Below are 25,351 nucleotides of genomic sequence, written 5' to 3' on the forward strand. Positions count from 1 at the left end.
TGTTATTTCCCGCTGCCGGCGATGTTCTCGCCATCGCGGGTTAGCCACCAGGCACCCAGAATGGGGAAAGTTGTCACCAGCATGACCAACAGTGCAACAACGTTGGTGACCGGCACGTCGCGAGGACGGCCGAGCTGATTGAGCAACCACAGCGGTAACGTGCGCTCGTGTCCCGCCGTAAAGGTTGTGACGATGATTTCGTCAAACGACAGGGCAAAGGCCAGCATTCCGCCCGCCAGAAGTGCTGAACCCAGATTGGGCAACACCACATAGCGGAAGGTTTGCCACCCGTCGGCCCCGAGATCCATTGACGCCTCCACCAGACTCCAGGAGGTGCGTCTGAACCGGGCAATGACGTTGTTGAACACCACCACCACGCAGAATGTGGCGTGCCCGACAATGATGGTGAAAAAACCCGGTTCAAGGTTGATCGTTTTAAATGCGGTCAGCAGCGCCAGACCGGTAATGATTCCCGGTAAGGCAATGGGCAACAGCAGCAATAGTGAAATGGCGTTTTTGCCAAAAAAGTCGCTTCGCCAAAGTGCCGCTGCAGCAAGCGTGCCAAGCACCAGGGCAATGGCGGTGGAGAGCGCGGCAATCTGAAGTGACAACGTCACGGATTCAATGATATCGCCACGCCCCGCCGCCACGCTAAACCACTTGAGCGTCAGCCCCTGCGGCGGGAAGCTGAAGGCAGCATCTTCAGTGTTAAAGGCGTAGATCGCGATAATCAGCAGCGGGAAGTGCAGGAAGATGACGCCTCCCCATGCCGCCACTTTCAGGAACAACGGTGCGCGTTCAGAGTGCATCGAATGCTCCCAGACGTTTCACGAACGCCAGATAAAGCGAAATCAGCACAATGGGAACCAGCGTAAACGCAGCCGCCATGGGCATATTGCCGATAGCGCCCTGCTGAGCGTAGACCATGTTACCGATGAAATAGCCCGGCGGCCCCACCAGCTGCGGGACGATGAAATCCCCCAGCGTCAGGGAAAAGGTAAATATTGAACCCGCGGCAATTCCCGGGATCGCCAGCGGCAATACAACATAGCGAAAGGTCTGGCGGGGGCGCGCGCCGAGGTCGGCTGAAGCCTGCAGTAAAGACGCTGGCAGACGTTCCAGCGCGGCCTGCACAGGCAGGATCATAAACGGCAGCCAGATATAGACAAAGACCAGAAAGCGCCCCAGCCCGGAGGTGGATAACGTGTTACCGCCTATCGCCGGGAGCGTAAGAAGTGAGGTGAGGATCGGTTCCAGCCCCATATGACTGAGAAACCATTGCGCCACACCATCCTTCGCCAGCAACAACGTCCAGGCGTAGGCTTTGACAATGTAGCTCGCCCACATAGGCAGCATCACGGCGATATAGAAGAACGCTTTCCACTTGCCGCGGGTGTAACGCGCCATATACCAGGCCATCGGGAATGCCAGAATGGCGCTGGCCAAAGTGACCGCGATCGCCATCGTTAAGGTGCGCAGGATGATGTCGTAATTTGCCGGATTGAAGAGCGCCTGAATATTCGCCAGCGTCAGGTCCGGCGTGACCGCCATGGTGAAGTCGTCAAAGGTGTAAAACCCCTGCCACAGCAGGGTCAGCAGCGATCCGAGATAGACGATGCCAAACCACATCAGCGGGGCAAGCAGCAGCAGGAACAGGCCGAGCGACGGCTTACGCCAGAACAGTGCCGTCATGCGGCTCAAGCGGCCGTGCGGTGCGGGAGGATGAGCGACACTCATATCCATTTCACCTTTCCTCATGCAGGCGAATCATCGCCTCGCGTGACCACGAGGCCATCACCGCCTGCCCCGGCGCAATGCCGCTCAGCAGCGAGACATCGCTGAGGTTGGCCTGGCTGACCAGCAGTTTGGCCCCCTCGGAAAGCTTCAGCTCCAGGCGCGTGGCGGCTCCCTGATACTGAACGGCCTGCACGATACCCTGAACCTGAACCTCACCGCCCTCGTTCAGGCGAATATGTTCCGGGCGCAGGGAATAGATACCTTCCATGCCGCAAATTTTCTGCGCAAGCGCTGCATCAAAGACGTTGGACGTGCCCACAAAACCGGCGACAAACGGCGTTCGCGGACGCATATAGAGATCGCGCGGGGTATCCACCTGCTCGATGCGGCCGTTATTGAATACCGCCACCCGGTCCGACATGGAGAGCGCTTCGCCCTGATCGTGGGTGACGAAAATAAAGGTAATGCCGAGTTCCTGCTGAAGTTTCTTCAGCTCGAATTGCATCTGTTCGCGCAGTTTGAGATCGAGCGCGCCCAGCGGTTCGTCCAGCAGCAGGACGCGCGGTTCATTGACCAGCGCCCGGGCGATGGCGACACGCTGGCGCTGGCCGCCGGAAAGTTGCGAAGGTTTGCGGGCGATGGCAAAGCTCAGCCCTACTTTTTCCAGGGCATCACGCGCCTGGGCATGGCGTTTCTTCTTGTCGACGCCTTTCACCATCAGCCCGTAGGCGACATTATCGAGGATCGACATATGCGGGAACAGCGCATAATCCTGAAAGACGGTATTTACATCCCGCTCCCATGGCGGTAGCGCGCTCGCCTCTTTGCCGAAAATAGAAATCGTGCCGCCTGACAGCTGTTCAAAACCCGCTATCAGACGCAGGCAGGTGGTTTTGCCGGAGCCCGAAGGCCCCAGCATGGAGAAAAACTCCCCGTCGCGAATGGCAATGGTCACCCCGTCCACCGCCCGCACGTCGCCATACAGCCGGGAAACATTGTTAAATTCTACTGCGTACGTCATGTTCTGCTCCCGGGCGATTATCGTCCACCCATGATGGCGATGTAATCCTGCGTCCAGCGGCTGTACGGCACGAATTTGCCACCTTGAGCGGTCGGGGTTTTCCAGAACAAGATTTTGTCGAACTCGTTATAACCGTTTGTTTCACAACCTTTATCACCCAGCAGCGTACTGGCATTACACCCTTCAGGGACGACGGGCAGTGAGCCGAACCATGCCGCCAGATCGCCCTGCACTTTTGGCGTCAGCGACCAGTTCATCCATTTGTAGGCGCACATCGGGTGTTTTGCCTGGGCGTGGAGCATGGTGGTGTCCGCCCAGCCGGTTACCCCTTCTTTCGGGAAGACGGTGGCGATGGGCTGGTTCTCAGCCTTCAGCGCATTTGCCTGATATGGCCAGGCGCTGGAAGCCACAACGCCTTCATTTTTGAAGTCGCTCATCTGGACGGTAGTGTCATGCCAGTAGCGGTGGATCAGGGCATGCTGGTCGCGAAGCACTTTCAGCACCGCGGCATATTGTTCCTCGGTGAGCTGGTAGGGATCGCTGATGCCCAGCTGTGGCTGGGTGGCTTTGACGAACAGCGCCGCATCGGCAATATAAATTGGCCCGTCATATGCCTGCACGCGACCCTGATTGGTTTTACCGTCCGGCAGATCCTGTTTGGTAAAGACCACACTCCAGCTGTCCGGTGGCGTCGGGAAGGTTTTGGTGTTGTACATCAGCAGGTTTGGCCCCCACTGATAGGGTGTACCGTAGACCTTGCCGCCCACGTTAAACCATTCCCCCTTCACAATGCGCGTGTCGAGGGTTTTCCAGTTCGGGATGAGTTCGGGATTTATCGGCTGAACGCGTTTGCCCATGATCAGGCGAAGCGATGCATCGCCTGACGCGGTGACCAGATCGTATCCCCCTTTCGCCATCAGGCTGACCATTTCATCTGACGTGGCCGCCGTTTTCACGTTAACGGCACAACCGGTCTCTTTTTCAAACTGGGTGACCCAGTCATAGTTTTTATCGGTCTGCCCACGCTCGATATAGCCCGGCCAGGCAATAATATCAAGACGACCTTCCCCGTCCCCCATCGCCTTAGGTGGTTCTGCGGCGTGCGCTGTCATGATAGTCATGCCGAGCGCGCACAGGCTGCTGCGGGCAAATTTTTTGCTCATAAGAATTACTCCTGTCGCAATGAAATTTAGCGGCAGCCGTGCCGTAAAAATATCTCCCTTATTAAACGTAGACCGCACAAATGCGCCGCACCGTTTGGCTTCAGGAAATTTCATCAAGGTGTGACCGAGGGCGCATTCCCCGTTAACTGGATTATAGACAAGGGGTTAGCGGCGCGAGGCAGTATGCAGATTTCCTATGACCGGGCACTGCGAAATATTCGTAGCGCCGTCATCAGGATAAGAAATGTTTATTTAAATAAGGGGAAAAAGATTATTTCAACATCGTGCTAATTAATTTTCCTAACTGAATCACCGCCTGCTCTTCTCGCTCTCCCCACGCCCAGGAGGTATTAAAACGGAAGAACGGTGTCCATGCGTCAGAGGTGGAAAACATTTTTCCTGGCGCAATGCTGATATGGTGCGTTAAGGCCTTTTCACTTAGCAGCCCGGCATCCAGCTGTGCCGGAAGCTCCAGCCATAAAAAGTAGCCGCTGTCGTTATGGTGAATTTTGACCCCGGCGGGCATATGGCGCAGCAGTGACTGCCAGGCTTGCTGTTTTCGCTCAGCGAGCGTTCGTCGCAGGCGGCGAAGATGGGCGTCGTAGCGTTTAGTCGCCAGGTAGTCCACCAGTGCCAGCTGCATAGGGGAGCTGGTCGATAACGTGCTCATCAGTTGCAACTGCTGAATGCGTCGCGCATGTTTTCCGGCCGCCACCCAGCCGATACGGAATCCTGCCACCAGACATTTTGAAAAAGAGGAGCAGTGAAGCGTCATGTCGTCCCGATCCCAGGCTTTTGCCGGAAGCGGTTTTTCGCGGCCGAAATAGAGCTCGCTGTATACATCGTCCTCAATCAGGGTGACGTTATGCTTTGTCAGGAGGGCGACCAGACGGGCTTTTTTCTCTGCACTTAGCGTAAAACCAAGCGGATTCTGGCCGTTGGTCATCAGCCAGCAGGCTTTTACCGGATAGTCATTCAGCGCCTGTTCAAGGGCGTTCAGGTCTATCCCCTCCCGGACGTCCGTGGCGACCGACAACGCTTTGAGCTTCAGGCGTTCCAGCGCCTGCAGCGCGCCATAAAAGCAGGGGTTTTCGACAATCACCCAGTCGCCAGGCTCCGTCACCGCCTGCAAACTCAGGTTCAGCGCTTCGAGCGCACCTGCGGTAATGACAATTTCGTCCGGCGAGATGTTCATCCCCTGCTGCGCATAGCGGCGCGCAATGGCGTGGCGGAGTTCAGCGTTACCCGGCGGCAGGTTTTCAATCACGCTCATCGCAGTCGCCGTTTTGCTGACGTTAGCCAGCGAGCGGTTGAGCTGCTGAAGCGGGAAAAGCCGGGGATCGGGAAAGGCGGATGCGAAAGGAACGACAGACGGATCGCGGCTGGCCTGAAGGACATCGAAGATATAGGTGTTGATATCCACCGCTTCGTCACGCATCACCTGGGCAGGCGGCACAGGCTGGTGCGTGGTCGGGCGCGAGGCAACGTAATAGCCCGATTGTGGCCTGGCGACAATGCGTCCCTGACTTTCCAGCATCTGATACGCGTGGCCAACAGTCATGAAACTCATGCCGCTGCTCGCCACCTGCTCTCGCAGGGAAGGCAGCTTATCGCCCGGCAGCCATACGCCAAGCTCAATTTGCGAGATAATTTGTTGCGCCAGACGCTGGTATTTTTTCATCAGATTCTCCTTATTGCCGACAGTGTATATCAGCAGGAGAAAAAGAGAAGATTTTGCTAACTGTTATGAAAAACCGGGTAGATTACTTACGGTACTCGGTGGTGTGATTCATCGCGGAACGCGCAGCAGCGAGGTGGTCGAGCGTGACCATCGACGATTTGCAAAAAATGCATTTTGCGCCGAATGGGTTTTTCTCAGACACATCAAAGACTGAAGTGCGGTACTGCGAGCCATGACAGCATGGGCAGCGGAAATGGATATAAGAAGTCATAGGATTCTCCTGTTAACGTAAAAACGTAAATTACTAATGGGCCGATTGGGCAATATTGGTTTTAAACAAAACGAATCGGAATGTAGATAAAGACCCAAGAGAGGCTGCGGAGAGGCACAACGTGATGAGAACTGCTTTATAAAACTACGTCAGATATTTTTTTGGACTCAAAACCAGAAATCCATTAACGCATGTTGCTGACGGCAAAGCAAGCGGATTGATGCGTAAAATTCATAAAAATAATTTTTTTATTCCGTAACGGTAATCTATATCAGTTTGTAAAAGCGGGAGTCTGAATCAAACTGTTATGGTTAAAATTCGCTGTTCTGCGTCTGATAGTCCGATCTCTGCGCCTATACCATAACAACACACCGTTTGACATTGAGGCTGTGCATGTTTGGTTTGGATGCTTTTCACCTTGCGCGGATACAGTTTGCCTTTACCGTATCCTTTCACATTATTTTTCCGGCAATCACCATCGGCCTGGCAAGCTATCTTGCCGTGCTCGAAGGATTATGGCTGAAAACAAAAAATCCGGTCTGGCGCTCGCTTTACCATTTCTGGTCGAAGATTTTTGCCGTTAACTTTGGCATGGGCGTAGTCTCCGGCCTGGTCATGGCCTACCAGTTTGGCACCAACTGGAGCGGCTTTTCACAGTTTGCGGGCAGTATTACCGGCCCGCTCCTGACCTACGAAGTGCTTACCGCCTTCTTCCTTGAGGCCGGTTTCCTCGGCGTGATGCTGTTCGGCTGGAAGAAAGTTGGACCGGGACTGCACTTCTTCTCCACCTGCATGGTGGCGCTGGGGACTATTATCTCCACCTTCTGGATCCTCTCTTCGAATAGCTGGATGCAGACCCCGCAGGGCTATGAGATTGTCAACGGCCAGGTGGTGCCGGTGGACTGGTTCGCTGTGGTGTTCAACCCCTCCTTCCCTTACCGCCTGCTGCATATGTCGATCGCCGCGTTCCTCAGTAGCGCCCTGTTTGTTGGTGCATCCGCAGCATGGCATTTGCTGCGCGGGAATAATAATCCTGCCATACGGGCAATGTTTTCAATGGCACTGTGGATGACGCTGATTGTCGCTCCCCTCCAGGCTATGGTTGGTGATATGCATGGGTTGAATACTTTAAAGCATCAACCCGCCAAAATTGCCGCCATTGAGGGCCACTGGGAAAACCCACCGGGTGAGCCGACCCCGTTGCTGCTGTTTGGCTGGCCTGACATGGAGCAAGAGCGCACCCGCTTTGGTCTGGAGATCCCGGCGCTGGGAAGTCTCATCCTGACGCACAGCCTGGATAAACAGGTCCCAGCCCTTAAGGAGTTCCCGAAAGAAGATCGCCCAAACTCGACCATCGTCTTCTGGTCATTCCGCATCATGGCGGGCTTAGGCATGCTGATGTTGCTGCTTGGGGTGATGGCGCTCTGGTTGCGCTACAAAAAGCGCGTTTATTCATCCCGCCCGTTCCTGTGGTTTGCCCTGTTAATGGGCCCATCCGGCCTGATTGCGATTCTGGCAGGCTGGGTCACCACCGAAGTGGGCCGCCAGCCGTGGGTGGTCTATGGACTCCAGCGAACGAAGGATGCGGTATCAGCCCACGGCGATCTGCATATGAGCGTGAGTTTGCTGGCCTTCTTCGTCGTCTACACCTCGGTGTTCGGCGTCGGCTACAGCTATATGGTTCGCCTCATCAAAAAAGGCCCGCAGCCACACGAATCTTTCGCCACCGCGTCCGATGGACGTCCTGCGCGCCCGCTTTCAGCCGTCACTACTGAACATAAGGAGCAGCCGTAATGGGTATCGATCTTTCCATTATCTGGTTTGTGATCATCGTCTTTGCCACGCTGATGTATATCGTCATGGACGGCTTTGATCTGGGGATCGGGATGTTGTTCCCCGCAACGCCAAACGCTGACGATCGTGATGTGATGGTCAACAGCGTCGCGCCGGTATGGGACGGCAATGAGACCTGGCTGGTGCTTGGCGGCGCCGCCCTGTTCGGCGCATTCCCGCTGGCGTATGCGGTGATCGTTGATGCTCTCACCATTCCGCTGACATTAATGCTGATCGGACTTATTTTCCGCGGGGTGGCATTCGAGTTTCGTTTTAAAGCCACGCCCGCCCACCGCCCCTTCTGGGATAAAGCGTTTATTGGCGGTTCCATTCTGGCAACGTTTACCCAGGGCGTGACGGTGGGCGCCGTCATTAACGGTTTTACCGTGACAGGCCGAACGTATACGGGTGGTCCGTTTGACTGGTTTACCGCATTTAACCTGTTCTGCGGTGCGGGTCTGATGGTGGCCTACGCGTTGCTGGGATCGACGTGGCTGGTAATGAAAAGCGAAAATGCGCTGCAGCAAAGGATGCGGGCGTTATCCAAAACGTTACTGATTATCCTGCTGGCATTTATTGCGGCGATCAGCCTCTGGACGCCGCTGGCCCACCCGGCCATTGCCGCACGCTGGTTTACGCTGCCGAATCTGTTTTATCTGCTGCCGGTTCCTGCGCTGGTCGTGATTTTTAGCCTGTATCAGTGGCGCTGCCTGAATAATCCTGACAGCCATAACCGTCCGTTTATCCTGACGTTAGGGCTGATATTCCTTGGTTTTAGCGGGCTTGGGATCAGCATCTGGCCGCATATTATTCCGCCATCCATCACCTTGTGGCAGGCCGCTGCGCCAACGCAAAGCCAGGGCTTTATGCTGGTGGGTGCACTGTTGATCATCCCCGTCATTCTGGTCTACACCTTCTGGAGTTACTACGTATTTCGCGGCAAAGTTCAGCATGGGGAGGGTTATCACTGATGCAACAACCGGTCTGGAAAAGAGTGTTGTGGCTGGCCATTATCTGGGGCGGCAGCGTACTGGCGCTGGCTGCGGTCAGTATGCTCTTTCGCATATTGATGACGGCAGCCGGGTTTAAATCTCATTAATCGTCATTCCGGGCAACCGCTGCGTTGCCCGGCTCTCCCCGCACTTTCAGATAAACCCCATTAACGCACGTCAGCGTATCGTTACACTGGTAAAAGATTCACAGTATTTATTATTTGAGAACAAAAATGAAAAAGCTCATTGCGTTAAGTGTTATCAGTCTTGTCCTGACCGGCTGCGTTAATCCGGGCAAAGCGTCCGTTCAGCCAGAGCAGCTGAAGAACCATCGTTTTGTACTGGAAAATGTGGATGGCAAAGCCGTGAAGGGCATGACAACACCACCTGAGATCAGTTTTAACGCGCTGCCCGCTCTGAACCTGGTAGATAACATCAGCGTGTCTGGCACGATGTGTAACCGCTTCAACGGACAGGGGAAATTGTCCGAAGGTGAGCTGACAGTGAAAACGCTGGCAATGACGCGCAAACTCTGTACTGAACCGCAGCTTAACGAACTGGATCACACCCTCGGCGACATGCTGCGCAAAGGGGCGCAGGTCGACCTGACGGAAGACCAGTTAACGCTGGCGACCGCCGACAAAACGCTGATGTTTAAACGTGTTGACTGATCAGTAGTTACCGCAGCTTCCAACGGCAAGCGACTGTTCACTGCAGCGTTTGCCGTTTGGCAACGCGCACATCCCAATAGCTGAACCATCAAGCTGGCGGGCAACCGACAGCGAGCCGCCAATCATGGCACAGTTGGCTTGTCCTGAGCTGGACATTGACGCTCTCATTCCCGGCGCTACGTGAGCCGCCGTCGCCTGCTGAACAGGCTCACTGCTACATGCCGACAATAATAATGCGGCACACCCAATCAAAAATGCTGAACGCATGCTCTCTCCCCCGTAAATAATGCGAAACCTATGCATAATAGGCATCACCTCCCGTGTCGTCGAGAGCGGAAGTGCGTATTTATGCGCTACTGAAACAATTTCTCGCAATTTTTTTACCCTTTAGTTGATCTACTCATTGATGACGAGAATATCGAGGACACAAAAGCGAAAATCGTAAAACCCCCTGTTTGCTAGACTAAAGAGATAATATTCAAGGCTTGTCGTCTTATGACAGGCCCTCTTTTTTGCGCAATGTAAGGGTGTCGTCCTATGCAAACTATTGACGGTAATGGTGCAGTTGCCTCAGTCGCGTTTCGCACCAGCGAAGTTATCGCCATATACCCGATTACGCCAAGCTCGACCATGGCGGAACAGGCGGATGCCTGGGCGGGAAACGGGGTAAAAAACGTCTGGGGTGATGTCCCGAGAGTGGTTGAAATGCAGTCTGAAGCGGGAGCGATCGCTACGGTTCATGGTGCGCTGCAGACAGGCGCGCTCTCCACGTCGTTTACCTCCTCACAGGGATTGTTGTTGATGATCCCGACGCTGTACAAACTCGCCGGCCAGCTGACCCCCTTCGTCCTGCACGTCGCCGCACGTACCGTTGCGACCCATGCGCTCTCCATCTTTGGCGATCACTCCGACGTGATGGCCGTGCGTCAGACAGGCTGCGCCATGCTCTGCGCCAGCAGCGTTCAGGAAGCACAAGATTTTGCGTTGATTTCTCATATCGCCACGCTTAAAAGCCACGTTCCGTTTATCCACTTCTTTGATGGTTTCCGCACGTCTCACGAAATCAACAAAATCGTCCCGCTGGCGGATGATACTATCCTGAATCTTTTGCCGCAGGCGGAAATCGACGCGCATCGCGCCCGTGCCCTTAACCCGGAACACCCGGTAATTCGCGGGACATCAGCCAATCCGGATACCTATTTCCAGTCCCGGGAAGCCACGAACCCGTGGTACAACGCGGTTTATGACCACGTCGAGCAGGCAATGAATGATTTTGCCGCCGCGACCGGGCGCGCGTACAAGCCGTTCGAATACTACGGCCATCCGCAGGCTGAACGCGTGATTGTGCTAATGGGTTCCGCCATCGGCACCTGTGAAGAGGTGGTTGACGAGCTGCTGACCCGTGGAGAAAAGGTCAGCGTACTTAAAGTGCGTCTGTATCGCCCGTTCTCGGCCAAACATCTGCTCTCTGCCCTGCCGGAAAGCGCGCGTACGGTGGCGGTGCTCGACCGAACCAAAGAGCCTGGGGCGCACGCTGAACCGCTTTACCTGGACGTCATGACCGCCCTGGCAGAAGCCTTTAACCAGGGCGAGCGTGAAACACTTCCGCGGGTGATCGGCGGTCGCTATGGCTTATCCTCCAAAGAGTTCGGGCCGGATTGCGTGCTGGCGGTATTTAATGAACTGCGGGAAGCAAAACCCAAACCGCGCTTTACGGTGGGTATCTATGATGATGTCACGAACCTGTCCCTGCCGTTGCCGGAAAATACTCTGCCTTCAACCGCCAAACTTGAAGCACTGTTTTACGGCCTGGGCAGCGATGGCAGCGTCTCGGCGACCAAAAATAACATCAAGATCATCGGTAACTCGACCCCGTGGTATGCGCAGGGTTACTTCGTCTACGACTCCAAAAAAGCGGGTGGCCTGACCGTTTCCCACCTGCGCGTCAGCGAGCACCCTATCCGCTCGGCCTACCTGATTTCTCAGGCCGACTTTGTTGGCTGCCACCAGCTGCAGTTTATCGACAAATACCAGATGGCGGAGCGCCTGAAGCCAGGCGGTATTTTCCTCCTCAATACGCCGTACAGCGCGGATGAGGTCTGGGCGCGTCTGCCGCAGGAAGTACAGACGGTCCTGAACCAGAAAAAAGCCCGATTCTATGTGGTCAACGCGGCAAAAATTGCCCGCGAATGTGGCCTGGCTGCACGTATCAATACCGTGATGCAGATGGCCTTCTTCCATCTGACCCAAATCCTGCCGGGCGACAGCGCACTGGTAGAGTTGCAGGGCGCGATCGCCAAAAGCTACAGCAGCAAGGGACAGGAGCTGGTAGAGCGTAACTGGCAGGCGCTGGCGCTGGCGCGCGAGTCGCTGTCCGAGGTGCCGCTGCAACCGGTGAATGACGCCAGTCCGAACCGTCCTCCGGTGGTCTCTGATGCGGCGCCTGATTTCGTTAAGACCGTAACGGCAGCCATGCTGGCCGGGCTGGGTGACGCCCTGCCCGTCTCCGCGCTGCCGCCGGATGGAACCTGGCCGATGGGTACCACGCGCTGGGAAAAGCGCAATATCGCCGAAGAAATCCCGATCTGGAAAGAAGAGCTGTGCACTCAGTGCAACCACTGCGTCGCGGCCTGCCCGCACTCGGCCATTCGTGCCAAGGTCGTGTCACCGGAAGCGATGGAAGACGCACCGGCCAGCCTGCACTCGCTGGATGTAAAATCCCGCGATATGCGCGGACAGAAATACGTTCTGCAGGTCGCGCCGGAAGATTGCACCGGCTGTAACCTCTGCGTTGAGGTCTGCCCGGCGAAAGACAGGCAGAACCCGGACATTAAAGCAATCAACATGATGTCGCGCCTGGAGCACGTTGAAGAAGAGAAAGAGAACTATGACTTCTTCCTGAATCTGCCGGAAATCGATCGCAGCAAACTGGAACGGATTGATATTCGGACTTCGCAGCTCATCACGCCGCTGTTCGAATACTCTGGTGCTTGTTCCGGCTGCGGTGAAACGCCGTATATCAAACTGCTTACTCAGTTGTACGGCGACCGGATGTTGATTGCTAACGCCACCGGCTGCTCGTCCATCTACGGCGGTAATTTGCCCTCTACGCCTTATACCACCGATGAAAAGGGTCGCGGTCCGGCCTGGGCAAACTCACTATTTGAGGATAACGCCGAGTTTGGCCTGGGCTTCCGCCTCACCGTTGATCAACACCGCGCGCGAGTGATGCGCTTGCTGGAGCAGTTCGCCGGGCAAATTCCTGCCGAACTGAATGCAGCGCTTCATGCCGAAGCGACACCCGACGTGCGTCGCGAGCAGGTGGCAGCGTTGCGTCACGCCCTTCAGGGGGTCGCGGATGCAGAGCAGTTGCTGACCGACGCTGACGCGCTGGTCGAAAAATCCATCTGGTTGATTGGCGGCGACGGCTGGGCTTACGACATCGGCTTTGGCGGGCTGGATCACGTCCTGAGCCTCACCGAGAACGTCAACATCCTGGTGCTGGATACGCAGTGTTATTCCAATACGGGTGGGCAGGCGTCGAAAGCCACACCGCTGGGCGCCGTCACGAAATTTGGTGAACACGGTAAGCGCAAAGCACGCAAGGATCTCGGCGTGAGTATGATGATGTACGGCCACGTTTACGTCGCGCAAATCTCGCTCGGCGCGCAGCTTAACCAGACGGTGAAAGCGATTCAGGAAGCAGAAGCCTATCCCGGCCCATCGCTGATCATTGCCTACAGCCCGTGCGAAGAACATGGCTACGATCTGGCGCTCAGCCACGATCAGATGCGTCAACTGACGGCGACCGGCTTCTGGCCGCTGTACCGGTTCGATCCACGCCGTGCGGACGAGGGTAAATTACCGCTGGCGCTGGATTCGCGTCCGCCGTCAGATGCGCTGGCAGAGACGCTGATGCAGGAGCAGCGCTTCCGTCGCCTCAATGCGCAACAGCCTGAGGTGGCGGAACAACTCTGGAAAGACGCCGCAGCCGATCTGCAAAAAAGGTATGACTTCCTGGCACAGCTGGCCGGGAAGGCCGAAAAATCAGCCAGCGACTAACGCCACTGCCCGGCTCGTCCGGGCATTTTTTTGTCATAAAAAAAGCCCGATGCTTTCACATCGGGCTAATCCAGATAATCAATGAATATCGTTTTAGTTACCTAAATAACATTCATGTGAATTATGGATAAATAATCTTAAAGGCATATAACGACGCTAAGACTACCTGAACTGGCGACTCATTAAAAATTTTTATTTGTTATGGTATAACCTTAATTATTCACCAAACAAATGATCATTACCGTGGTTTAATTCAGTTTAGATTTAACTCAATTCGTAACAATTATATTTTATTACTCTTCTGCGGAGTGTTTTAGCATGAGACCACTTTCTTATTTGGAAAGTTCAACAGGTAATTAAATAAAAACAACCGCAAAGGAATACCAAAATGCAAAGAAAAGTACTGGCTCTGATGATTCCGGCTCTGTTAATGGCTGGCGCAGCACATGCGGCAGAAATTTATAATAAAGATGGCAACAAATTAGACCTGTACGGAAAAGTAGACGGCCTGCACTACTTCTCTGATGACGCCTCTAAAGATGGCGACCAAACCTACATGCGTCTGGGTTTCAAGGGTGAGACGCAGATCAATGACATGATGACCGGCTACGCCCAGTGGGAGTACAACATTCAGGCTAATAACACTGAAGGGTCTGATAACCAGTCCTGGACGCGTCTGGCCTTCGCCGGTGTAAAAGTGGGTGACTACGGCTCGTTCGATTATGGCCGTAACTATGGCGTGCTGTACGACGTGGAAGGCTGGACCGATATGCTCCCTGAATTCGGCGGCGACTCTTACACCAATGCGGATAACTTTATGACTGGCCGTGCGAACGGCGTCGCAACCTATCGTAACACCGACTTCTACGGTCTGGTGCCGGGTCTGAACTTTGCGCTGCAGTATCAGGGCAAAAATGAAGATGCCAGCAACAACCAGGAAGGCACCAATAATGGCCGCGACACGCGTCATGAGAACGGTGACGGCTTCGGTATTTCGACCACCTACGACCTTGGCATGGGCATCAGCGCCGGTGCTGCGTACACCTCTTCTGACCGTACCAACGACCAGGTGACGAATACCACTGCGGGCGGTGATAAAGCAGATGCCTGGACGGCAGGCCTGAAATATGACGCCAATAATATCTATCTGGCGGCGATGTATTCTGAAACCCGCAACATGACCCCGTATGGTGATAATACCGACGCCGTGGCGAACAAAACCCAGAACTTTGAAGTGACTGCGCAGTACCAGTTTGATTTCGGTCTGCGTCCGGCCATTTCTTATTTGCAGTCTAAAGGTAAAGACCTGGCCAACGGTCAGGGCGATCAGGACCTGGTTAAATATGCGGATGTAGGCGCTACCTACTATTTCAACAAGAACATGTCCACCTACGTTGATTACAAAATCAACCTGCTGGATGAAGATGATAACTTCTACAAAGACAACGGCATCAGCACCGATGATGTCGTCGCGTTAGGTCTGGTTTACCAGTTCTGATGATCAGAGCCCGCGAAATGCGGGCTTTTTTTTGAATGCCATCACAAATGGTAGCTTCAGAAAGGTTTTGGTTGAGGCTAAGTTGAGAGAAAGCAGGTTAGACTGCGCAGATAGCCCTTTCTTCATTAAGGACAACTGCGTTGTTTGCTCGTCTATCCTTAACCGTACTGACTCTTTTAGCCTGTTTGTGGATGGCGTTGATTTTTGATTTCCGCGATATTGTCGGACATCTCGGTGCGTTGTTGACCCGACTGGAAGGCGGTTAATCCTGCCCATGCAGTAATTAGCTTTTATGGGTCTCTCTTTTGCGAAACGAGAGATAACCAAACACCCCACTTTCGCCGTCCTTCGGATGGTTGACGCCGTCCATTACCGTCACTTCGGGGAAATCAAACGGCGAGACATTTTCAATACAGGACACATTCACGCCGTATTCATTAGGGTTAGAGCGACGCTGATGGAACGTATATATTCCGCAGACTGAGCAAAAGAAATGCCGCGCCGTCCCGGTGTTAAAACGGTACTCCGTCAGCTTGTCCTCGCCTTTGGTTACGGTAATTCCCGATAACGGAGCAGAAACCGCGACTGCGCCCCGCATACGACAAAAAGAGCAACTGCAGCGCCGCGCGGTGTTAAAGCCATCAGTGAGTTCGACCGTAAAGGCTACCGCGCCACAATGGCACTGCGCATGACATACTTCAGCCATCGTTATACCCCTTTTCTCACCAGCTGGGCGGCTTTAACGAAAACCTCATCTTCGACACCATCGCCTTTCTGCCTGCCCAGCCTGACCAGTTCATCCACTATGCTGTCGCGATCGATCGGTCTCTGTGCGGAAACCAGTCCAATAACAGCGGCGCCGATCGCCAGCCCCACTAATCCTGTTTGTTCGTCTTTGTTCTTCATCTTCATGCTCCTGATACAACAAACAAGCGTAGCAGGATTTTAAAAACGCGGCGTCAGACCGTATTTGGGCGTTTTGATATTTGCCGCCCAAATCTTGATATCATTTTGCAGGAGTAGCGTGAAATCGGATTTTAGATAGGTCACCAGGCTATTGACGCTGTTCGCATCCACCACGGAGAAATGGTCTATTCTGTTCTGTCCAACCTGAACACAGCGATATTTTGCGGCCAGCACTTTGCCATTTACATTAAGCTGCTGGTTATTATCATCGCAACGGCCTTCAGTGATGTACGACACCACCAGATTTGCGGATTTACGCTCAGGCTGGAATATGCTCACCATGACAGGAAAACCGTCCGAGGTCTGCGTCATGTCATAGAGAACGGCATTTTTTATATACCAGGTATTATATTCCCGCTCCTGAAACGCTGACCAGCCAGGCGCAGAGAAAAACACCAGTGCTGCCAGTGCAATAGATTTTCTATTCATGGGATACTGTCGTCCGTGTTGTTGCACGTATTATTCAGATTGTGCAAAAAACAGCAACCCACCAGGAATTGGCCTACTACTTTTGGCAGTAGGCCCGTTTCACGTTATTCAGATGCATTCTCACCCGTCGCCGTCAGCCCGACACGCTGACCATATGAGAGCTCTAAGGTATTTCCGTCAGGATCGGCAAAGAATACGTAATACCCGACGGGGTCACCCAGATCTTCCGGTGCTTTCCGTAATATCCCTTCCTCAGTGGCCATCGCCGTTTTTCTGTCAATTTCTTCACGCGTGGCGCAGGCAATCCCAAGGTGGCCAAAATTCCCCAGCGGCGTATCGGTCACGTTGTCTGCCTGCACCAGAACCAGCGCAAAAGGACGGGTGTGGTCAGTCAACCATGCCACTTTTCGGGCATCAGGAAGACCGGGTTCACGCGAATGAATAACGTCCATCCCGGCGTATCGGCGATAGAACGTGATGCTTTTTTCCAGGTCCCTGACCATAAACGCAACATGCGTGAAGCCTACATCGATGTCTTTCATTTTAAGTTGTTACTCCTGTATCAACATGTCGAAGACATCTTAAAAGCTCAAGTTAACTTGAGGTCAACGGGAATGTGTGCGGTCCTGACAACGCTCAATAAGGGGTAAAAGGAGAGAAATAATACAGCGCCATCATGGCTGAGAGACTCACCACAACACTGATCCAAAACCAGGTTTTGAACGGCTGCTTTTGCGTTTTATGGCGAAAGAGTTGTTGACCCAAAATCGCGCCAGGCCACCCTCCCACAGCACCGTACAGGAGTAACGTGGTTTCCGGCACCCTGCGCATCCCTTTCCGTGCTGCCGTTTTATCGGCGCCATAAATGGCCATTGTCAGCACATTGATCAGCAGGAACCACACGGCAAAGGAAGACGAGGAGAAAAAGCTGCCGATCGCAGCGACAAGCAGGAGCAAAAAACAAAAACGATTGAGCGTCATAGGAACAGTCACTGGATTGGCGGGCGGATCTGGAAAGCCATTATACGCTATCTTAAGATAGTGTCAGGTTAAGGTGATTATTCCGTAAAACATGCTGGCATTCGTCGCAGCAATCCGTACCATACACGGCACACTTTCGCAGGCTGGTTTTCACTGCAGGCGCGAACCCGTCTTTTATTACCCGTCGGATGGGCACACAAATGCGCAGAGGGTGTTTGAAATCATGCTATCCCGCTGGTGCCCATTTGAGGTTTGAGTTAAGAATAAATGCAAGCTAATCAAGAAATTAACAAGAAAGAGCAATACAACCTGAACAAACTGCAAAAGCGTCTGCGCCGTAACGTGGGCGAAGCCATTGCAGACTTCAACATGATTGAAGAAGGCGACCGCATCATGGTTTGCCTGTCAGGCGGTAAAGACAGCTACACCATGCTGGAGATCCTGCGCAATCTTCAGCAAAGCGCGCCGGTTAATTTTTCGCTGGTAGCGGTCAACCTTGACCAGAAACAGCCGGGTTTTCCGGAACACATCCTGCCGGAATACCTTGAAAACCTGGGCGTTGAGTACAAGATCGTCGAAGAAAATACCTACGGCATTGTGAAAGAGAAGATCCCGGAAGGGAAAACGACCTGCTCGCTTTGCTCCCGTCTGCGCCGTGGCATTCTCTATCGTACCGCGACGGAACTGGGTGCGACCAAAATTGCGCTGGGCCATCACCGCGATGATATCCTGCAAACGCTGTTCCTGAATATGTTCTACGGTGGCAAGATGAAAGGCATGCCGCCTAAACTGATGAGCGATGACGGCAAGCACATTGTGATCCGCCCTCTTGCCTACTGCCGCGAAAAAGACATTGAGCGTTTTTCACAGGCGAAAGGGTTCCCGATCATTCCATGTAACCTGTGCGGCTCTCAGCCAAACCTGCAGCGTCAGGTGATTGGCGACATGCTGCGCGACTGGGACAAACGTTACCCGGGTCGCATCGAAACCATGTTCAGCGCGATGCAAAACGTGGTCCCTTCACACCTCGCTGACGTTGAGCTCTTCGACTTCAAAGGCATCAACCATGATTCAGAAGTGGTGAATGGTGGTGACCTGGCATTTGACCGGGAAGAGATCCCCATGCAGCCTGCGGGCTGGCAGCCGGAAGACAATGATAACCAACTGGACGAACTGCGTCTGAACGTGCTGGAAGTGAAGTAATCGGTTAGCGTCTCAGAAAGATCTTCTGAGACGCTTTATGCCTTATTTCAGTAGACGAACGCGGCAGGTTTTACCTTTAATCTTGCCATTTTGCAGCTGCTTCCATGCCTTATGGGCAACTGCCTGACGCACGGCCACATAAACATGCGCCGGATGAACCGCAATCTTACCGATATCCGCCCCTTCCAGACCGATATCGCCGGTTAATGCCCCTAACACATCACCCGGACGCATCTTGGCTTTTTTGCCGCCATCAATACACAGCGTCGCCATTTCGGCCTCCAGCGGCACGAGTTTAACGCTGCCCGGTGCATTCACCCAGTTCAGCGTGATCTGCAGCATTTCAGCGAGAATATTGGCGCGCTGCGCCTCTTCCGGCGCACAGAAGCTGATGGCAAGACCGCTGTTTCCTGCACGTGCGGTACGGCCAATACGGTGGACGTGGACTTCGGGATCCCATGCCAGCTCAAAGTTCACCACCAGCTCAAGGGATTTGATATCCAGACCGCGCGCCGCCACGTCTGTCGCCACCAGAACACGGGCGCTACCGTTGGCGAAACGCACCAGGGTCTGATCGCGATCGCGCTGTTCCAGATCGCCATGCAAAGATAAGGCGCTCTGCCCCGCCGCATTCAGCGCATCACACACCGCCTGACAGTCTTTTTTAGTATTACAAAACACCACGCACGACGCAGGCTGATGCTGGCTCAGCAATTTCTGCAGGAGCGGGATTTTTCCCTGCTGTGAGGTTTCAAAGAACTGCTGTTCGATGGCCGGGAGCGCGTCGACGCTGTCTATCTCGATAGTGAGCGGATTTTTCTGCACGCGACCGCTGATTGCGGCGATGGCTTCAGGCCAGGTCGCAGAGAATAGCAACGTCTGGCGATCGTCCGGCGCGAAGCGGATCACTTCATCAATGGCATCACTGAAGCCCATATCCAGCATTCTGTCCGCCTCATCCATCACCAGCGTGCTTAATGCATCCAGCGAAACGGTGCCTTTTTGCAGGTGATCCAGCAGGCGGCCAGGCGTCGCGACAATAATGTGTGGCGCATGCTGGAGCGAATCACGCTGTGCGCCGAACGGCTGTCCACCACAGAGCGTCAGGATCTTGGTATTGGGCATAAAGCGCGCCAGGCGACGCAGTTCACCCGCGACCTGGTCTGCCAGCTCGCGGGTCGGGCACAATATCAGCGACTGAGTCTGGAACAGCGACGCGTCAATATGCTGCAGCAGACCAAGACCGAAAGCGGCCGTTTTCCCACTGCCGGTTTTCGCCTGCACGCGTACGTCGCGGCCCTCAAGGATAGCGGGCAGCGCGGCCGCCTGAACAGGCGTCATCGTGAGATATCCCAACTCGTTGAGGTTGTCGAGTTGGGCGGCAGGCAGAACATTCAGGGTAGAAAAAGCGGTCACAGTAGTCTCTCGTGGTGATCTTTACGGTCAGATGGCGCGTATCCTCGCAGATCTCAGGGTTCGATGCGACAATTTAATCGGTTCTTCATCCGGCGGCGGATCGGGCATCGGCTGCGGACGCGGTATGGGATCGGGCATCGGCACGGGATCGGTGGGAACAGGGTCGGACTGACGCGATTGTTGCACGAGCAGAGCGAGTAAAATGCTCATCTTTCCCTCCAAGCTTGGTTGTCGTCCCTTTTAGGGTAGACGCTGAGAAACAGGAGGCAAAAAAAAGCCGACTATTAAAGTCGGCGTCGTACGAATCAATTGTGCTATGCAGTAATTCAAAAAAAGGAAGTAAGACAATATGGAGCGCAACGCCCATCGCTTGACGTTGCATTCACCTGCGGGAGTAATATTGCACCTTGCCGGGCTGATGTTTATTGACTTCGCTCAATTAAAAGAGCGTTTTAATCTCAGCAAAAGGGCAAAAAAACGTAAATTTACAGCCATTTACTACGATGCAACCACCATGCAACACCACCAATCAAAACAACTAACATGACGCAAAACGCGGTGAAGCCGTAATGGTAAGCACCACCGGGGATCCCCCCCAGATTGACGCCAAACAGCCCTGTCAGGAAGGTACTGGGTAAGAAGACCATCGCCATCAGAGACATCGTATAGGTTCTTCTCGCCAGCGACTCCTGCATCACCTGAGCAATTTCATCCGCCATCACCGCCGTTCGCGCGATACAGGAGTCGATCTCATCAAGTCCCCTGCCGAGTCTGTCCGCTATGTCCTGCATTCTGCGGCGCTGATCGTCATTCATCCAGTTGAGTCTTTCGCTGGCCAGACGGGCATACACATCCCGCTGCGGTGTCATATAGCGACGCATCACGATCAATTGCTTACGCAATAACGCCAGAAAGCCGCGCGGCGGGATCTGTTGATCGAGCAGGTTATCTTCCAGGTCGATGATTTTATCGTGCAGCTCTTCAATAAACTCGCTCGCATGATCGGTCAGGGCGTCACAGACGTCCACCAGCCAGCTACCGCAGTCGACCGGTCCGGTTCCCTCTTTGAGATCGTTCACAATGTCGTCCAGCGCCAGGACCTTCCGCTGGCGGGTGGACACAATCAGCCCGTCGTCCATATAGACGCGCATCGCCACCAGTTGATCGGGACGTTCATCCGTACTGCCGTTTATGCAGCGCAGGGTGATAAGCGTTCCGTCACCCATTCTGCTCACACGTGGGCGCAGGCTTTCTCCTGCCAGGGCGTCGCGCACGTTGTTGGGCAACAACGGGGTCGTGGCCAGCCAGTCAGCACTTTCCGGATGGGTATAGTTGAGATGTAGCCAGCAGGGATGCTCTTTATCTATGACATCATTATCTTCCAGCGGCCTGGCACCGCCGCGACCGTCCAGCACCCACGCAAAAACTGCGTCAGGAACGTTAAGTTCTGATCCTTTAATGCTCTCCACTGCGCCTCCCCCCTGTTTAGCTCTTTCGATGTCAGTCTAGCTTCCGTCGGGGGTTAAGCAACAACTATGTCTCGCATGGCGCTGAAATCGTTCAGGAATTGTACATACTGTGTTTCAGGAGAAGAAAAGCCTGGCATGCCAGGCTTTGAAGTGCTGTCAGAGCGAGTGCTCGGGCCGCTGGAGGAAAGGTGCAGGGCCGGTCAACGATGACGGCGAGTGTCCCTGCTCAAGCCTGAAATTGCGTGTCCGCGTTTGCAGTTCAATCACCTGATTACGCAGGACATCAGAGGAACCATTGAGTTCCTCCGCCATCGCGACGTTACTTTGCGTGACCCGCTCCAGTTCAGACAGCGCCAGGGTGATCTGGTAAATGCCTTTCTCCTGCTCAGCGGTCGAGGTAGAAATCTCATCCATCAACCGGCTGACATTGCCGGAACCGGTCACGATTTCATGCATATTCTTTTCCGCTTCCGACACGACGCTGGCACCCTGGGTAACATTACTGCTGGTGACGTCAATCAGCGTCTTGATGTTTTTCGCGGCCTCCGCACTGCGGTGCGCCAGGTTTCTCACCTCCTCCGCGACGACGGAGAACCCTTTGCCGTGATCGCCCGCCCGCGCCGCCTCAACCGCCGCGTTAAGCGCCAGGATATTTGTCTGGAATGCAATCCCGTCGATTAGGGAGATAATTTCCGTCATCTGCTGCGCGCACTCGGTTATGGATTGCATATTGCTGGCAACCTGCTCCATCAGCTCTCCTCCCTTACGCGCCTGCAATGTCGCGACGTTTGCCTGCTCGCTCGCCAGACGGGTATTATCGGCATTGTTTCGGGTACTTGCCGCCATCTGCTCCATACTGGCAGCGGTTTGCACCAGAGAGGCAGACTGCTGCTCGGTTTTCACCGAGAGCTGAGCGCTACGGGCAGAGAGTTGATCCGACAAGGTCATGGCGTTTTGAGATGACGCCCTGATCTCACGCACCAGCGTCGCAATGTTACTGGAAAGACTATTAATTCCGGGGATTAATCGTCCCGCGCAGTTATTGCCAAACTCAGGGATTGAGACACCAAGATTACCTGCGGTCACTTCTTCAATACTTTTTTTCACAGTATTGATCGGCGTCACAAGAAACTTCGTCATATAACTCCAGAGCAAAAACAGCGCAACGAAATTAACCAGATTAATCGAAATGAAGAGAGAGAAATTGCTGGAAAATAGAGCAACGATACCTGCATTTACCAAAAAAAGGCATAACAGGAACCAGGCAATGAAGGTCCTGACACTAATATTTCTTAGCATGATTTTACCCACAACTTATATTTTGGTCGGCATTAAGACTTATAGCATTCACTTTTACGTTTGTCCTCACCTAACGCGCTGGTTTCTCGTTTCGCCGTTACGCACCCGATATTTAGCTTAAGTCAGGTAAAAAAAGCGTATTAGTAAAAATGTGCTGCGCCGAATGCTGTGATACTAGTTCACAACCACGTTAAGCGATACCATCACCTGCGACGAGACGATTCGTTCGTCCACGTATTTAAGGCGCTTTGCTAGTGATAGTGGTCTATGTTTAGCAATGCTTAATAAGTTAAAAACGAGAATATATTTTATATTCCCGGTGAGTATAGAGTTGTTATATGACTGGTCATTTTTCACGATAAATAACTGATATGGTTTGAATGCGCATTTTCGTTGCCCGATAAAAATGTGCCGGCAGGCGAAATCGGTAACCCTCTCAGGCGTGGGATTGCATAATGCTCAATATATCGTGGGACCCTGTGTTGATTGCTGTCTCTTATCTGGTGGCATTTATCGCCTCCTTTGTAGCTCTGGACAGCGCCGGGAAAATTCCCCTTTCCAGCCGAAAAGCGGCTTTGTTCTGGCGGATTGCCGGAGGCGTAACGCTGGGCATTGGGATCTGGTCAATGCATTTCATCGGCATGCTGTCGATGCAAATGCCCATGATGATGAGCTACGATCTCTGGATAACCCTGGCCTCACTTGGTGCGGCGGTTATAGCCTCCACAACGGCCATTAATATTGCCGTTACGGGCAAACACCTCTCCCTGTTTAGACTGACAGTCGCCACGATCATTCTCAGCGCTGGCGTGGTCTCGATGCACTATATCGGTATGGCCGCATTGATGCTGGAGGGAAGCATCCTCTGGGATCAGCGGATTGTCGGTTTGTCCGTGGTAATTGCGGTTGTCGCCTCCGGTGTGGCGTTGTGGCTGGCTTTTCGTCTCCGGGATAAGCACAAAGGGGTCTTTGTAAATCGCATTCTCGCGGCCTTAGTGATGGGTGCCGCCATCTGCGCAATGCATTATACGGGCATGAGTGCCGCGCATTTCCATGAGATGGCACGCACGCTTCCCGGCGGGATCGGCGAGCTGGGATTATCCATATGGGTTTCCGTCACCACACTATCACTTCTTGGCGTGATGTTAATTATTTCGCTAATCGATTCGCACTGGCGCACCACCCGGCTGACGGACAATTTGCGACAACTCAATCACCAGCTTGAGCTTCAGGCTCGCTTCGATGCCCTCACCGGGCTCGCAAACCATCATCAGATGGATATCCGAATGCAGGACTGTCTTCGCAGCGCCTTGCTGAGCAAGAAACAGTTTGCCGTGATCTTCCTGAATGTCGATCACTTCAAACGCGTGAATGATACCTGGGGCCACAGCGTGGGTGATGAGTTACTAATCACTATTGCCCAGCGCATTACGTCCCGGCTTACCCGTGAGATGACGCTGGCCAGACTGGGCGGGGATGCTTTTATCCTGCTGGTTCCCGAATGTGATGATGAAAAGCTTAATACCCTGCTCACCACCCTCCTCGCGGATATGCGCCGCCCGCTTTCACTCTGCGGTCACACGCTGAACACCACCATCAGCGCGGGGGTCAGCCTCTATCCGAAAGATGGCGAAACGCTACATGAACTGAAGTTTAAGGCTGATGCAGCCTTACAACATATTAAAGAGGATGGACGTAACGGCTGGGCAATTTACCGTCCGGAGATGTCAACAACAGTGCCGGCGCAACCGGGTTTTCTTCAGGCGCTTTCTCAGGCCCTGGAACGCGATCAGTTTGAGCTCTGGTATCAGCCAACCTGGCACGCGGAAGATAAGACGATCCACGGTTTTGAAGCACTTCTCCGCTGGCGTCATCCGGAGCAAGGCGTTTTGCTGCCGGGACTGTTTTTACCCACGCTGGAACAAACGGATTTGATTATTCCGGTTGGCAACTGGGCGATTGAGGCCGCGTGTCGGCAGCTTCATTTCTGGACGGAACAAGGTTTCAGTCAGTGGACATTGTCGCTCAATTTATCCCCCGTTCAGTTCGAACAGCCGGATATCTTTCACATCGTCTCGTCGATGCTGGAAAAATATAATCTGTCTCCCTCCCGGCTGATTCTGGAGGTAACAGAGAGTACTGCGCTTAAAAACCTCGACCGCAGTATCGAGCTCCTGAACGCCTTTAACCATGCGGGTGTCACCGTCTCTATTGATGATTTTGGTACTGGCTATTCTAACCTGCTGATGTTAAGCGTTCTCCCGGCAAAAGAGCTAAAAATTGATAAGAGTTTTGTCACCTCTATGCTGGAAAACGAGAAAAGCCGTAAGCTGGTGGAAACCATTATTAATATCGCCAGGACCATGGAGATGAATGTCGTTGCTGAGGGCATTGAAACGGACGAACAGCAGGCGATACTGACCAGCCTTGGCTGTGACTATCTGCAGGGGTTCCTTTTCTCCCGCCCATTGCCTGCGGAACAGGTTCCGTGGCTGCTGCTACAGAAAAATTCAGATAAACAAATTATACCCATGAGTAAAATTCATACGGATCCCGCATTTATTTCACAAAAAAATCATGCCTGACAGGATTGAATAGCGTATGTTTCAGAGGAGTGGACGCGAGTTAATCTGACGTGATTGTCAGGCATAACATGCCG

General features: G+C 53.7%; 25 protein-coding genes and 1 pseudogene. 10 read left to right on the forward strand and 16 right to left on the reverse strand.

Annotation, left to right across the window (positions count from 1 at the left end):
• Positions 1-2: 2 nt before the first annotated feature.
• The 6 genes from ACOTY9_RS02890 to ACOTY9_RS02915 all read right to left on the reverse strand — a co-directional run bounded on the left by ACOTY9_RS02890 (position 3) and on the right by ACOTY9_RS02915 (position 5,873).
• Entirely contained in the window at positions 3-809 is an 807-nt protein-coding gene (locus ACOTY9_RS02890) for an ABC transporter permease (protein ID WP_045268208.1), read from the reverse strand.
• Positions 799-1,737, reverse strand: a complete 939-nt coding sequence (locus tag ACOTY9_RS02895) for an ABC transporter permease (protein WP_369796272.1) — start codon at positions 1,735-1,737, stop codon at positions 799-801. The genes ACOTY9_RS02890 and ACOTY9_RS02895 overlap by 11 nt, the downstream gene beginning before the upstream one ends.
• A gap of 7 nt (positions 1,738-1,744) precedes the next feature.
• The gene (locus ACOTY9_RS02900) at positions 1,745-2,758 is read right to left on the reverse strand and encodes an ABC transporter ATP-binding protein (RefSeq protein WP_045268210.1); all 1,014 of its coding nucleotides are present in this window, start codon (positions 2,756-2,758) and stop codon (positions 1,745-1,747) included.
• 17 nt (positions 2,759-2,775) lie between these two features.
• Positions 2,776-3,921, reverse strand: a complete 1,146-nt coding sequence (gene ydcS / locus ACOTY9_RS02905) for a putative ABC transporter substrate-binding protein YdcS (RefSeq protein WP_348565483.1) — start codon at positions 3,919-3,921, stop codon at positions 2,776-2,778.
• A 271-nt stretch (positions 3,922-4,192) separates the two neighbouring features.
• A complete protein-coding gene (locus ACOTY9_RS02910) occupies positions 4,193-5,602 on the reverse strand; it encodes a PLP-dependent aminotransferase family protein (protein WP_032636344.1) in 1,410 nt (469 codons plus the stop codon).
• An 82-nt stretch (positions 5,603-5,684) separates the two neighbouring features.
• Complete coding sequence (locus tag ACOTY9_RS02915) at positions 5,685-5,873, reverse strand: cold-shock protein (protein ID WP_348565482.1); 189 nt, start codon at positions 5,871-5,873, stop codon at positions 5,685-5,687.
• 393 nt (positions 5,874-6,266) lie between these two features.
• On the opposite strand from ACOTY9_RS02915, the gene ACOTY9_RS02920 reads away from it, so the two are divergent.
• From ACOTY9_RS02920 to hslJ, 4 genes are all read left to right on the forward strand, one after another.
• Positions 6,267-7,667 carry a cytochrome ubiquinol oxidase subunit I gene (locus tag ACOTY9_RS02920; protein WP_014883967.1) on the forward strand — a complete coding sequence of 467 codons (1,401 nt, stop codon included), beginning with the start codon at positions 6,267-6,269 and terminating at the stop codon, positions 7,665-7,667.
• A complete protein-coding gene (gene cydB, locus ACOTY9_RS02925; protein ID WP_023330508.1) occupies positions 7,667-8,677 on the forward strand; it encodes a cytochrome d ubiquinol oxidase subunit II in 1,011 nt (336 codons plus the stop codon). Before ACOTY9_RS02920 ends, cydB begins: the two co-directional genes overlap by 1 nt.
• Positions 8,677-8,805 (forward strand): DUF2474 domain-containing protein, encoded by a 129-nt coding sequence (locus ACOTY9_RS02930; protein ID WP_023330509.1) that lies wholly within the window; start codon positions 8,677-8,679, stop codon positions 8,803-8,805. Before cydB ends, ACOTY9_RS02930 begins: the two co-directional genes overlap by 1 nt.
• 126 nt (positions 8,806-8,931) lie before the next feature.
• The gene (gene hslJ / locus ACOTY9_RS02935) at positions 8,932-9,369 is read left to right on the forward strand and encodes a heat shock protein HslJ (protein WP_014883970.1); all 438 of its coding nucleotides are present in this window, start codon (positions 8,932-8,934) and stop codon (positions 9,367-9,369) included.
• Here hslJ and ACOTY9_RS02940 read toward each other — a convergent pair whose 3' ends face one another.
• Positions 9,370-9,636 (reverse strand): DUF333 domain-containing protein, encoded by a 267-nt coding sequence (locus ACOTY9_RS02940; protein WP_023330510.1) that lies wholly within the window; start codon positions 9,634-9,636, stop codon positions 9,370-9,372.
• 270 nt (positions 9,637-9,906) lie between these two features.
• Between ACOTY9_RS02940 and nifJ the strand changes: the two genes are divergently transcribed.
• The 3 genes from nifJ (at position 9,907) to ACOTY9_RS02955 (ending at position 15,195) form a co-directional block, all read left to right on the forward strand.
• Complete coding sequence (gene nifJ / locus ACOTY9_RS02945; RefSeq protein WP_348565481.1) at positions 9,907-13,431, forward strand: pyruvate:ferredoxin (flavodoxin) oxidoreductase; 3,525 nt, start codon at positions 9,907-9,909, stop codon at positions 13,429-13,431.
• 388 nt (positions 13,432-13,819) lie between these two features.
• Complete coding sequence (gene ompC / locus ACOTY9_RS02950; RefSeq protein WP_014883973.1) at positions 13,820-14,929, forward strand: porin OmpC; 1,110 nt, start codon at positions 13,820-13,822, stop codon at positions 14,927-14,929.
• 140 nt (positions 14,930-15,069) lie between these two features.
• Positions 15,070-15,195, forward strand: a complete 126-nt coding sequence (locus tag ACOTY9_RS02955; RefSeq protein WP_255199877.1) for a hypothetical protein — start codon at positions 15,070-15,072, stop codon at positions 15,193-15,195.
• A 17-nt stretch (positions 15,196-15,212) separates the two neighbouring features.
• Here ACOTY9_RS02955 and ACOTY9_RS02960 read toward each other — a convergent pair whose 3' ends face one another.
• From ACOTY9_RS02960 to ACOTY9_RS02980, 5 genes are all read right to left on the reverse strand, one after another.
• Complete coding sequence (locus ACOTY9_RS02960) at positions 15,213-15,635, reverse strand: GFA family protein (RefSeq protein ID WP_348565480.1); 423 nt, start codon at positions 15,633-15,635, stop codon at positions 15,213-15,215.
• Positions 15,636-15,637: 2 nt separating this feature from the next.
• Positions 15,638-15,835, reverse strand: a complete 198-nt coding sequence (locus ACOTY9_RS02965; RefSeq protein ID WP_014883975.1) for a hypothetical protein — start codon at positions 15,833-15,835, stop codon at positions 15,638-15,640.
• Between the two features lie 39 nt (positions 15,836-15,874).
• A complete protein-coding gene (locus ACOTY9_RS02970; protein ID WP_014883976.1) occupies positions 15,875-16,324 on the reverse strand; it encodes a hypothetical protein in 450 nt (149 codons plus the stop codon).
• Between the two features lie 104 nt (positions 16,325-16,428).
• A complete protein-coding gene (locus ACOTY9_RS02975) occupies positions 16,429-16,866 on the reverse strand; it encodes a VOC family protein (protein WP_023330513.1) in 438 nt (145 codons plus the stop codon).
• A gap of 94 nt (positions 16,867-16,960) precedes the next feature.
• Positions 16,961-17,305 (reverse strand): DUF1294 domain-containing protein, encoded by a 345-nt coding sequence (locus tag ACOTY9_RS02980; RefSeq protein WP_088126699.1) that lies wholly within the window; start codon positions 17,303-17,305, stop codon positions 16,961-16,963.
• A gap of 81 nt (positions 17,306-17,386) precedes the next feature.
• Between ACOTY9_RS02980 and ACOTY9_RS02985 the strand changes: the two are divergent.
• Together ACOTY9_RS02985 and ttcA are read left to right on the forward strand one after the other, a co-directional pair.
• Positions 17,387-17,561: pseudogene (locus ACOTY9_RS02985) on the forward strand (hypothetical protein); the annotation flags it as partial.
• 11 nt (positions 17,562-17,572) lie between these two features.
• Entirely contained in the window at positions 17,573-18,508 is a 936-nt protein-coding gene (gene ttcA, locus ACOTY9_RS02990; RefSeq protein ID WP_421637303.1) for a tRNA 2-thiocytidine(32) synthetase TtcA, read from the forward strand.
• A gap of 42 nt (positions 18,509-18,550) precedes the next feature.
• On the opposite strand, the gene dbpA is transcribed toward ttcA, so the two are convergent.
• The 4 genes from dbpA to ACOTY9_RS03010 form a co-directional block, all read right to left on the reverse strand.
• On the reverse strand, positions 18,551-19,924 hold the full coding sequence (dbpA, locus tag ACOTY9_RS02995) for an ATP-dependent RNA helicase DbpA (protein ID WP_014884033.1): 1,374 nt from the start codon (positions 19,922-19,924) through the stop codon (positions 18,551-18,553).
• A gap of 27 nt (positions 19,925-19,951) precedes the next feature.
• Entirely contained in the window at positions 19,952-20,134 is a 183-nt protein-coding gene (locus ACOTY9_RS03000; RefSeq protein ID WP_000025608.1) for a hypothetical protein, read from the reverse strand.
• 275 nt (positions 20,135-20,409) lie between these two features.
• The gene (gene zntB / locus ACOTY9_RS03005; protein ID WP_014884034.1) at positions 20,410-21,393 is read right to left on the reverse strand and encodes a zinc transporter ZntB; all 984 of its coding nucleotides are present in this window, start codon (positions 21,391-21,393) and stop codon (positions 20,410-20,412) included.
• A 156-nt stretch (positions 21,394-21,549) separates the two neighbouring features.
• On the reverse strand, positions 21,550-22,692 hold the full coding sequence (locus ACOTY9_RS03010) for a methyl-accepting chemotaxis protein (RefSeq protein ID WP_023338360.1): 1,143 nt from the start codon (positions 22,690-22,692) through the stop codon (positions 21,550-21,552).
• Positions 22,693-23,147: 455 nt separating this feature from the next.
• Here ACOTY9_RS03010 and ACOTY9_RS03015 point away from each other — a divergent pair, with 455 nt between their 5' ends.
• Positions 23,148-25,277 carry a putative bifunctional diguanylate cyclase/phosphodiesterase gene (locus tag ACOTY9_RS03015; RefSeq protein WP_348565479.1) on the forward strand — a complete coding sequence of 710 codons (2,130 nt, stop codon included), beginning with the start codon at positions 23,148-23,150 and terminating at the stop codon, positions 25,275-25,277.
• Positions 25,278-25,351 lie beyond the last annotated feature (74 nt).

Source organism: Enterobacter cloacae complex sp. SHL012 (assembly GCF_049237505.1).
Taxonomy (GTDB): domain Bacteria; phylum Pseudomonadota; class Gammaproteobacteria; order Enterobacterales; family Enterobacteriaceae; genus Enterobacter; species Enterobacter kobei.

What these genes read in the sequence shown, in the direction of transcription:
- ACOTY9_RS02890 (WP_045268208.1), bottom strand. Translation starts at nt 809, where the DNA reads ATGCACTCTGAACGCGCACCGTTGTTCCTGAAAGTGGCGGCATGGGGA.
- ACOTY9_RS02895 (WP_369796272.1), bottom strand. Translation starts at nt 1,737, where the DNA reads ATGAGTGTCGCTCATCCTCCCGCACCGCACGGCCGCTTGAGCCGCATG.
- ACOTY9_RS02900 (WP_045268210.1), bottom strand. Translation starts at nt 2,758, where the DNA reads ATGACGTACGCAGTAGAATTTAACAATGTTTCCCGGCTGTATGGCGAC.
- ydcS (WP_348565483.1), bottom strand. Translation starts at nt 3,921, where the DNA reads ATGAGCAAAAAATTTGCCCGCAGCAGCCTGTGCGCGCTCGGCATGACT.
- ACOTY9_RS02910 (WP_032636344.1), bottom strand. Translation starts at nt 5,602, where the DNA reads ATGAAAAAATACCAGCGTCTGGCGCAACAAATTATCTCGCAAATTGAG.
- ACOTY9_RS02915 (WP_348565482.1), bottom strand. Translation starts at nt 5,873, where the DNA reads ATGACTTCTTATATCCATTTCCGCTGCCCATGCTGTCATGGCTCGCAG.
- ACOTY9_RS02920 (WP_014883967.1), top strand. Translation starts at nt 6,267, where the DNA reads ATGTTTGGTTTGGATGCTTTTCACCTTGCGCGGATACAGTTTGCCTTT.
- cydB (WP_023330508.1), top strand. Translation starts at nt 7,667, where the DNA reads ATGGGTATCGATCTTTCCATTATCTGGTTTGTGATCATCGTCTTTGCC.
- ACOTY9_RS02930 (WP_023330509.1), top strand. Translation starts at nt 8,677, where the DNA reads ATGCAACAACCGGTCTGGAAAAGAGTGTTGTGGCTGGCCATTATCTGG.
- hslJ (WP_014883970.1), top strand. Translation starts at nt 8,932, where the DNA reads ATGAAAAAGCTCATTGCGTTAAGTGTTATCAGTCTTGTCCTGACCGGC.
- ACOTY9_RS02940 (WP_023330510.1), bottom strand. Translation starts at nt 9,636, where the DNA reads ATGCGTTCAGCATTTTTGATTGGGTGTGCCGCATTATTATTGTCGGCA.
- nifJ (WP_348565481.1), top strand. Translation starts at nt 9,907, where the DNA reads ATGCAAACTATTGACGGTAATGGTGCAGTTGCCTCAGTCGCGTTTCGC.
- ompC (WP_014883973.1), top strand. Translation starts at nt 13,820, where the DNA reads ATGCAAAGAAAAGTACTGGCTCTGATGATTCCGGCTCTGTTAATGGCT.
- ACOTY9_RS02960 (WP_348565480.1), bottom strand. Translation starts at nt 15,635, where the DNA reads ATGGCTGAAGTATGTCATGCGCAGTGCCATTGTGGCGCGGTAGCCTTT.
- ACOTY9_RS02965 (WP_014883975.1), bottom strand. Translation starts at nt 15,835, where the DNA reads ATGAAGAACAAAGACGAACAAACAGGATTAGTGGGGCTGGCGATCGGC.
- ACOTY9_RS02970 (WP_014883976.1), bottom strand. Translation starts at nt 16,324, where the DNA reads ATGAATAGAAAATCTATTGCACTGGCAGCACTGGTGTTTTTCTCTGCG.
- ACOTY9_RS02975 (WP_023330513.1), bottom strand. Translation starts at nt 16,866, where the DNA reads ATGAAAGACATCGATGTAGGCTTCACGCATGTTGCGTTTATGGTCAGG.
- ACOTY9_RS02980 (WP_088126699.1), bottom strand. Translation starts at nt 17,305, where the DNA reads ATGACGCTCAATCGTTTTTGTTTTTTGCTCCTGCTTGTCGCTGCGATC.
- ttcA (WP_421637303.1), top strand. Translation starts at nt 17,573, where the DNA reads ATGCAAGCTAATCAAGAAATTAACAAGAAAGAGCAATACAACCTGAAC.
- ACOTY9_RS03000 (WP_000025608.1), bottom strand. Translation starts at nt 20,134, where the DNA reads ATGAGCATTTTACTCGCTCTGCTCGTGCAACAATCGCGTCAGTCCGAC.
- ACOTY9_RS03010 (WP_023338360.1), bottom strand. Translation starts at nt 22,692, where the DNA reads ATGCTAAGAAATATTAGTGTCAGGACCTTCATTGCCTGGTTCCTGTTA.
- ACOTY9_RS03015 (WP_348565479.1), top strand. Translation starts at nt 23,148, where the DNA reads ATGCTCAATATATCGTGGGACCCTGTGTTGATTGCTGTCTCTTATCTG.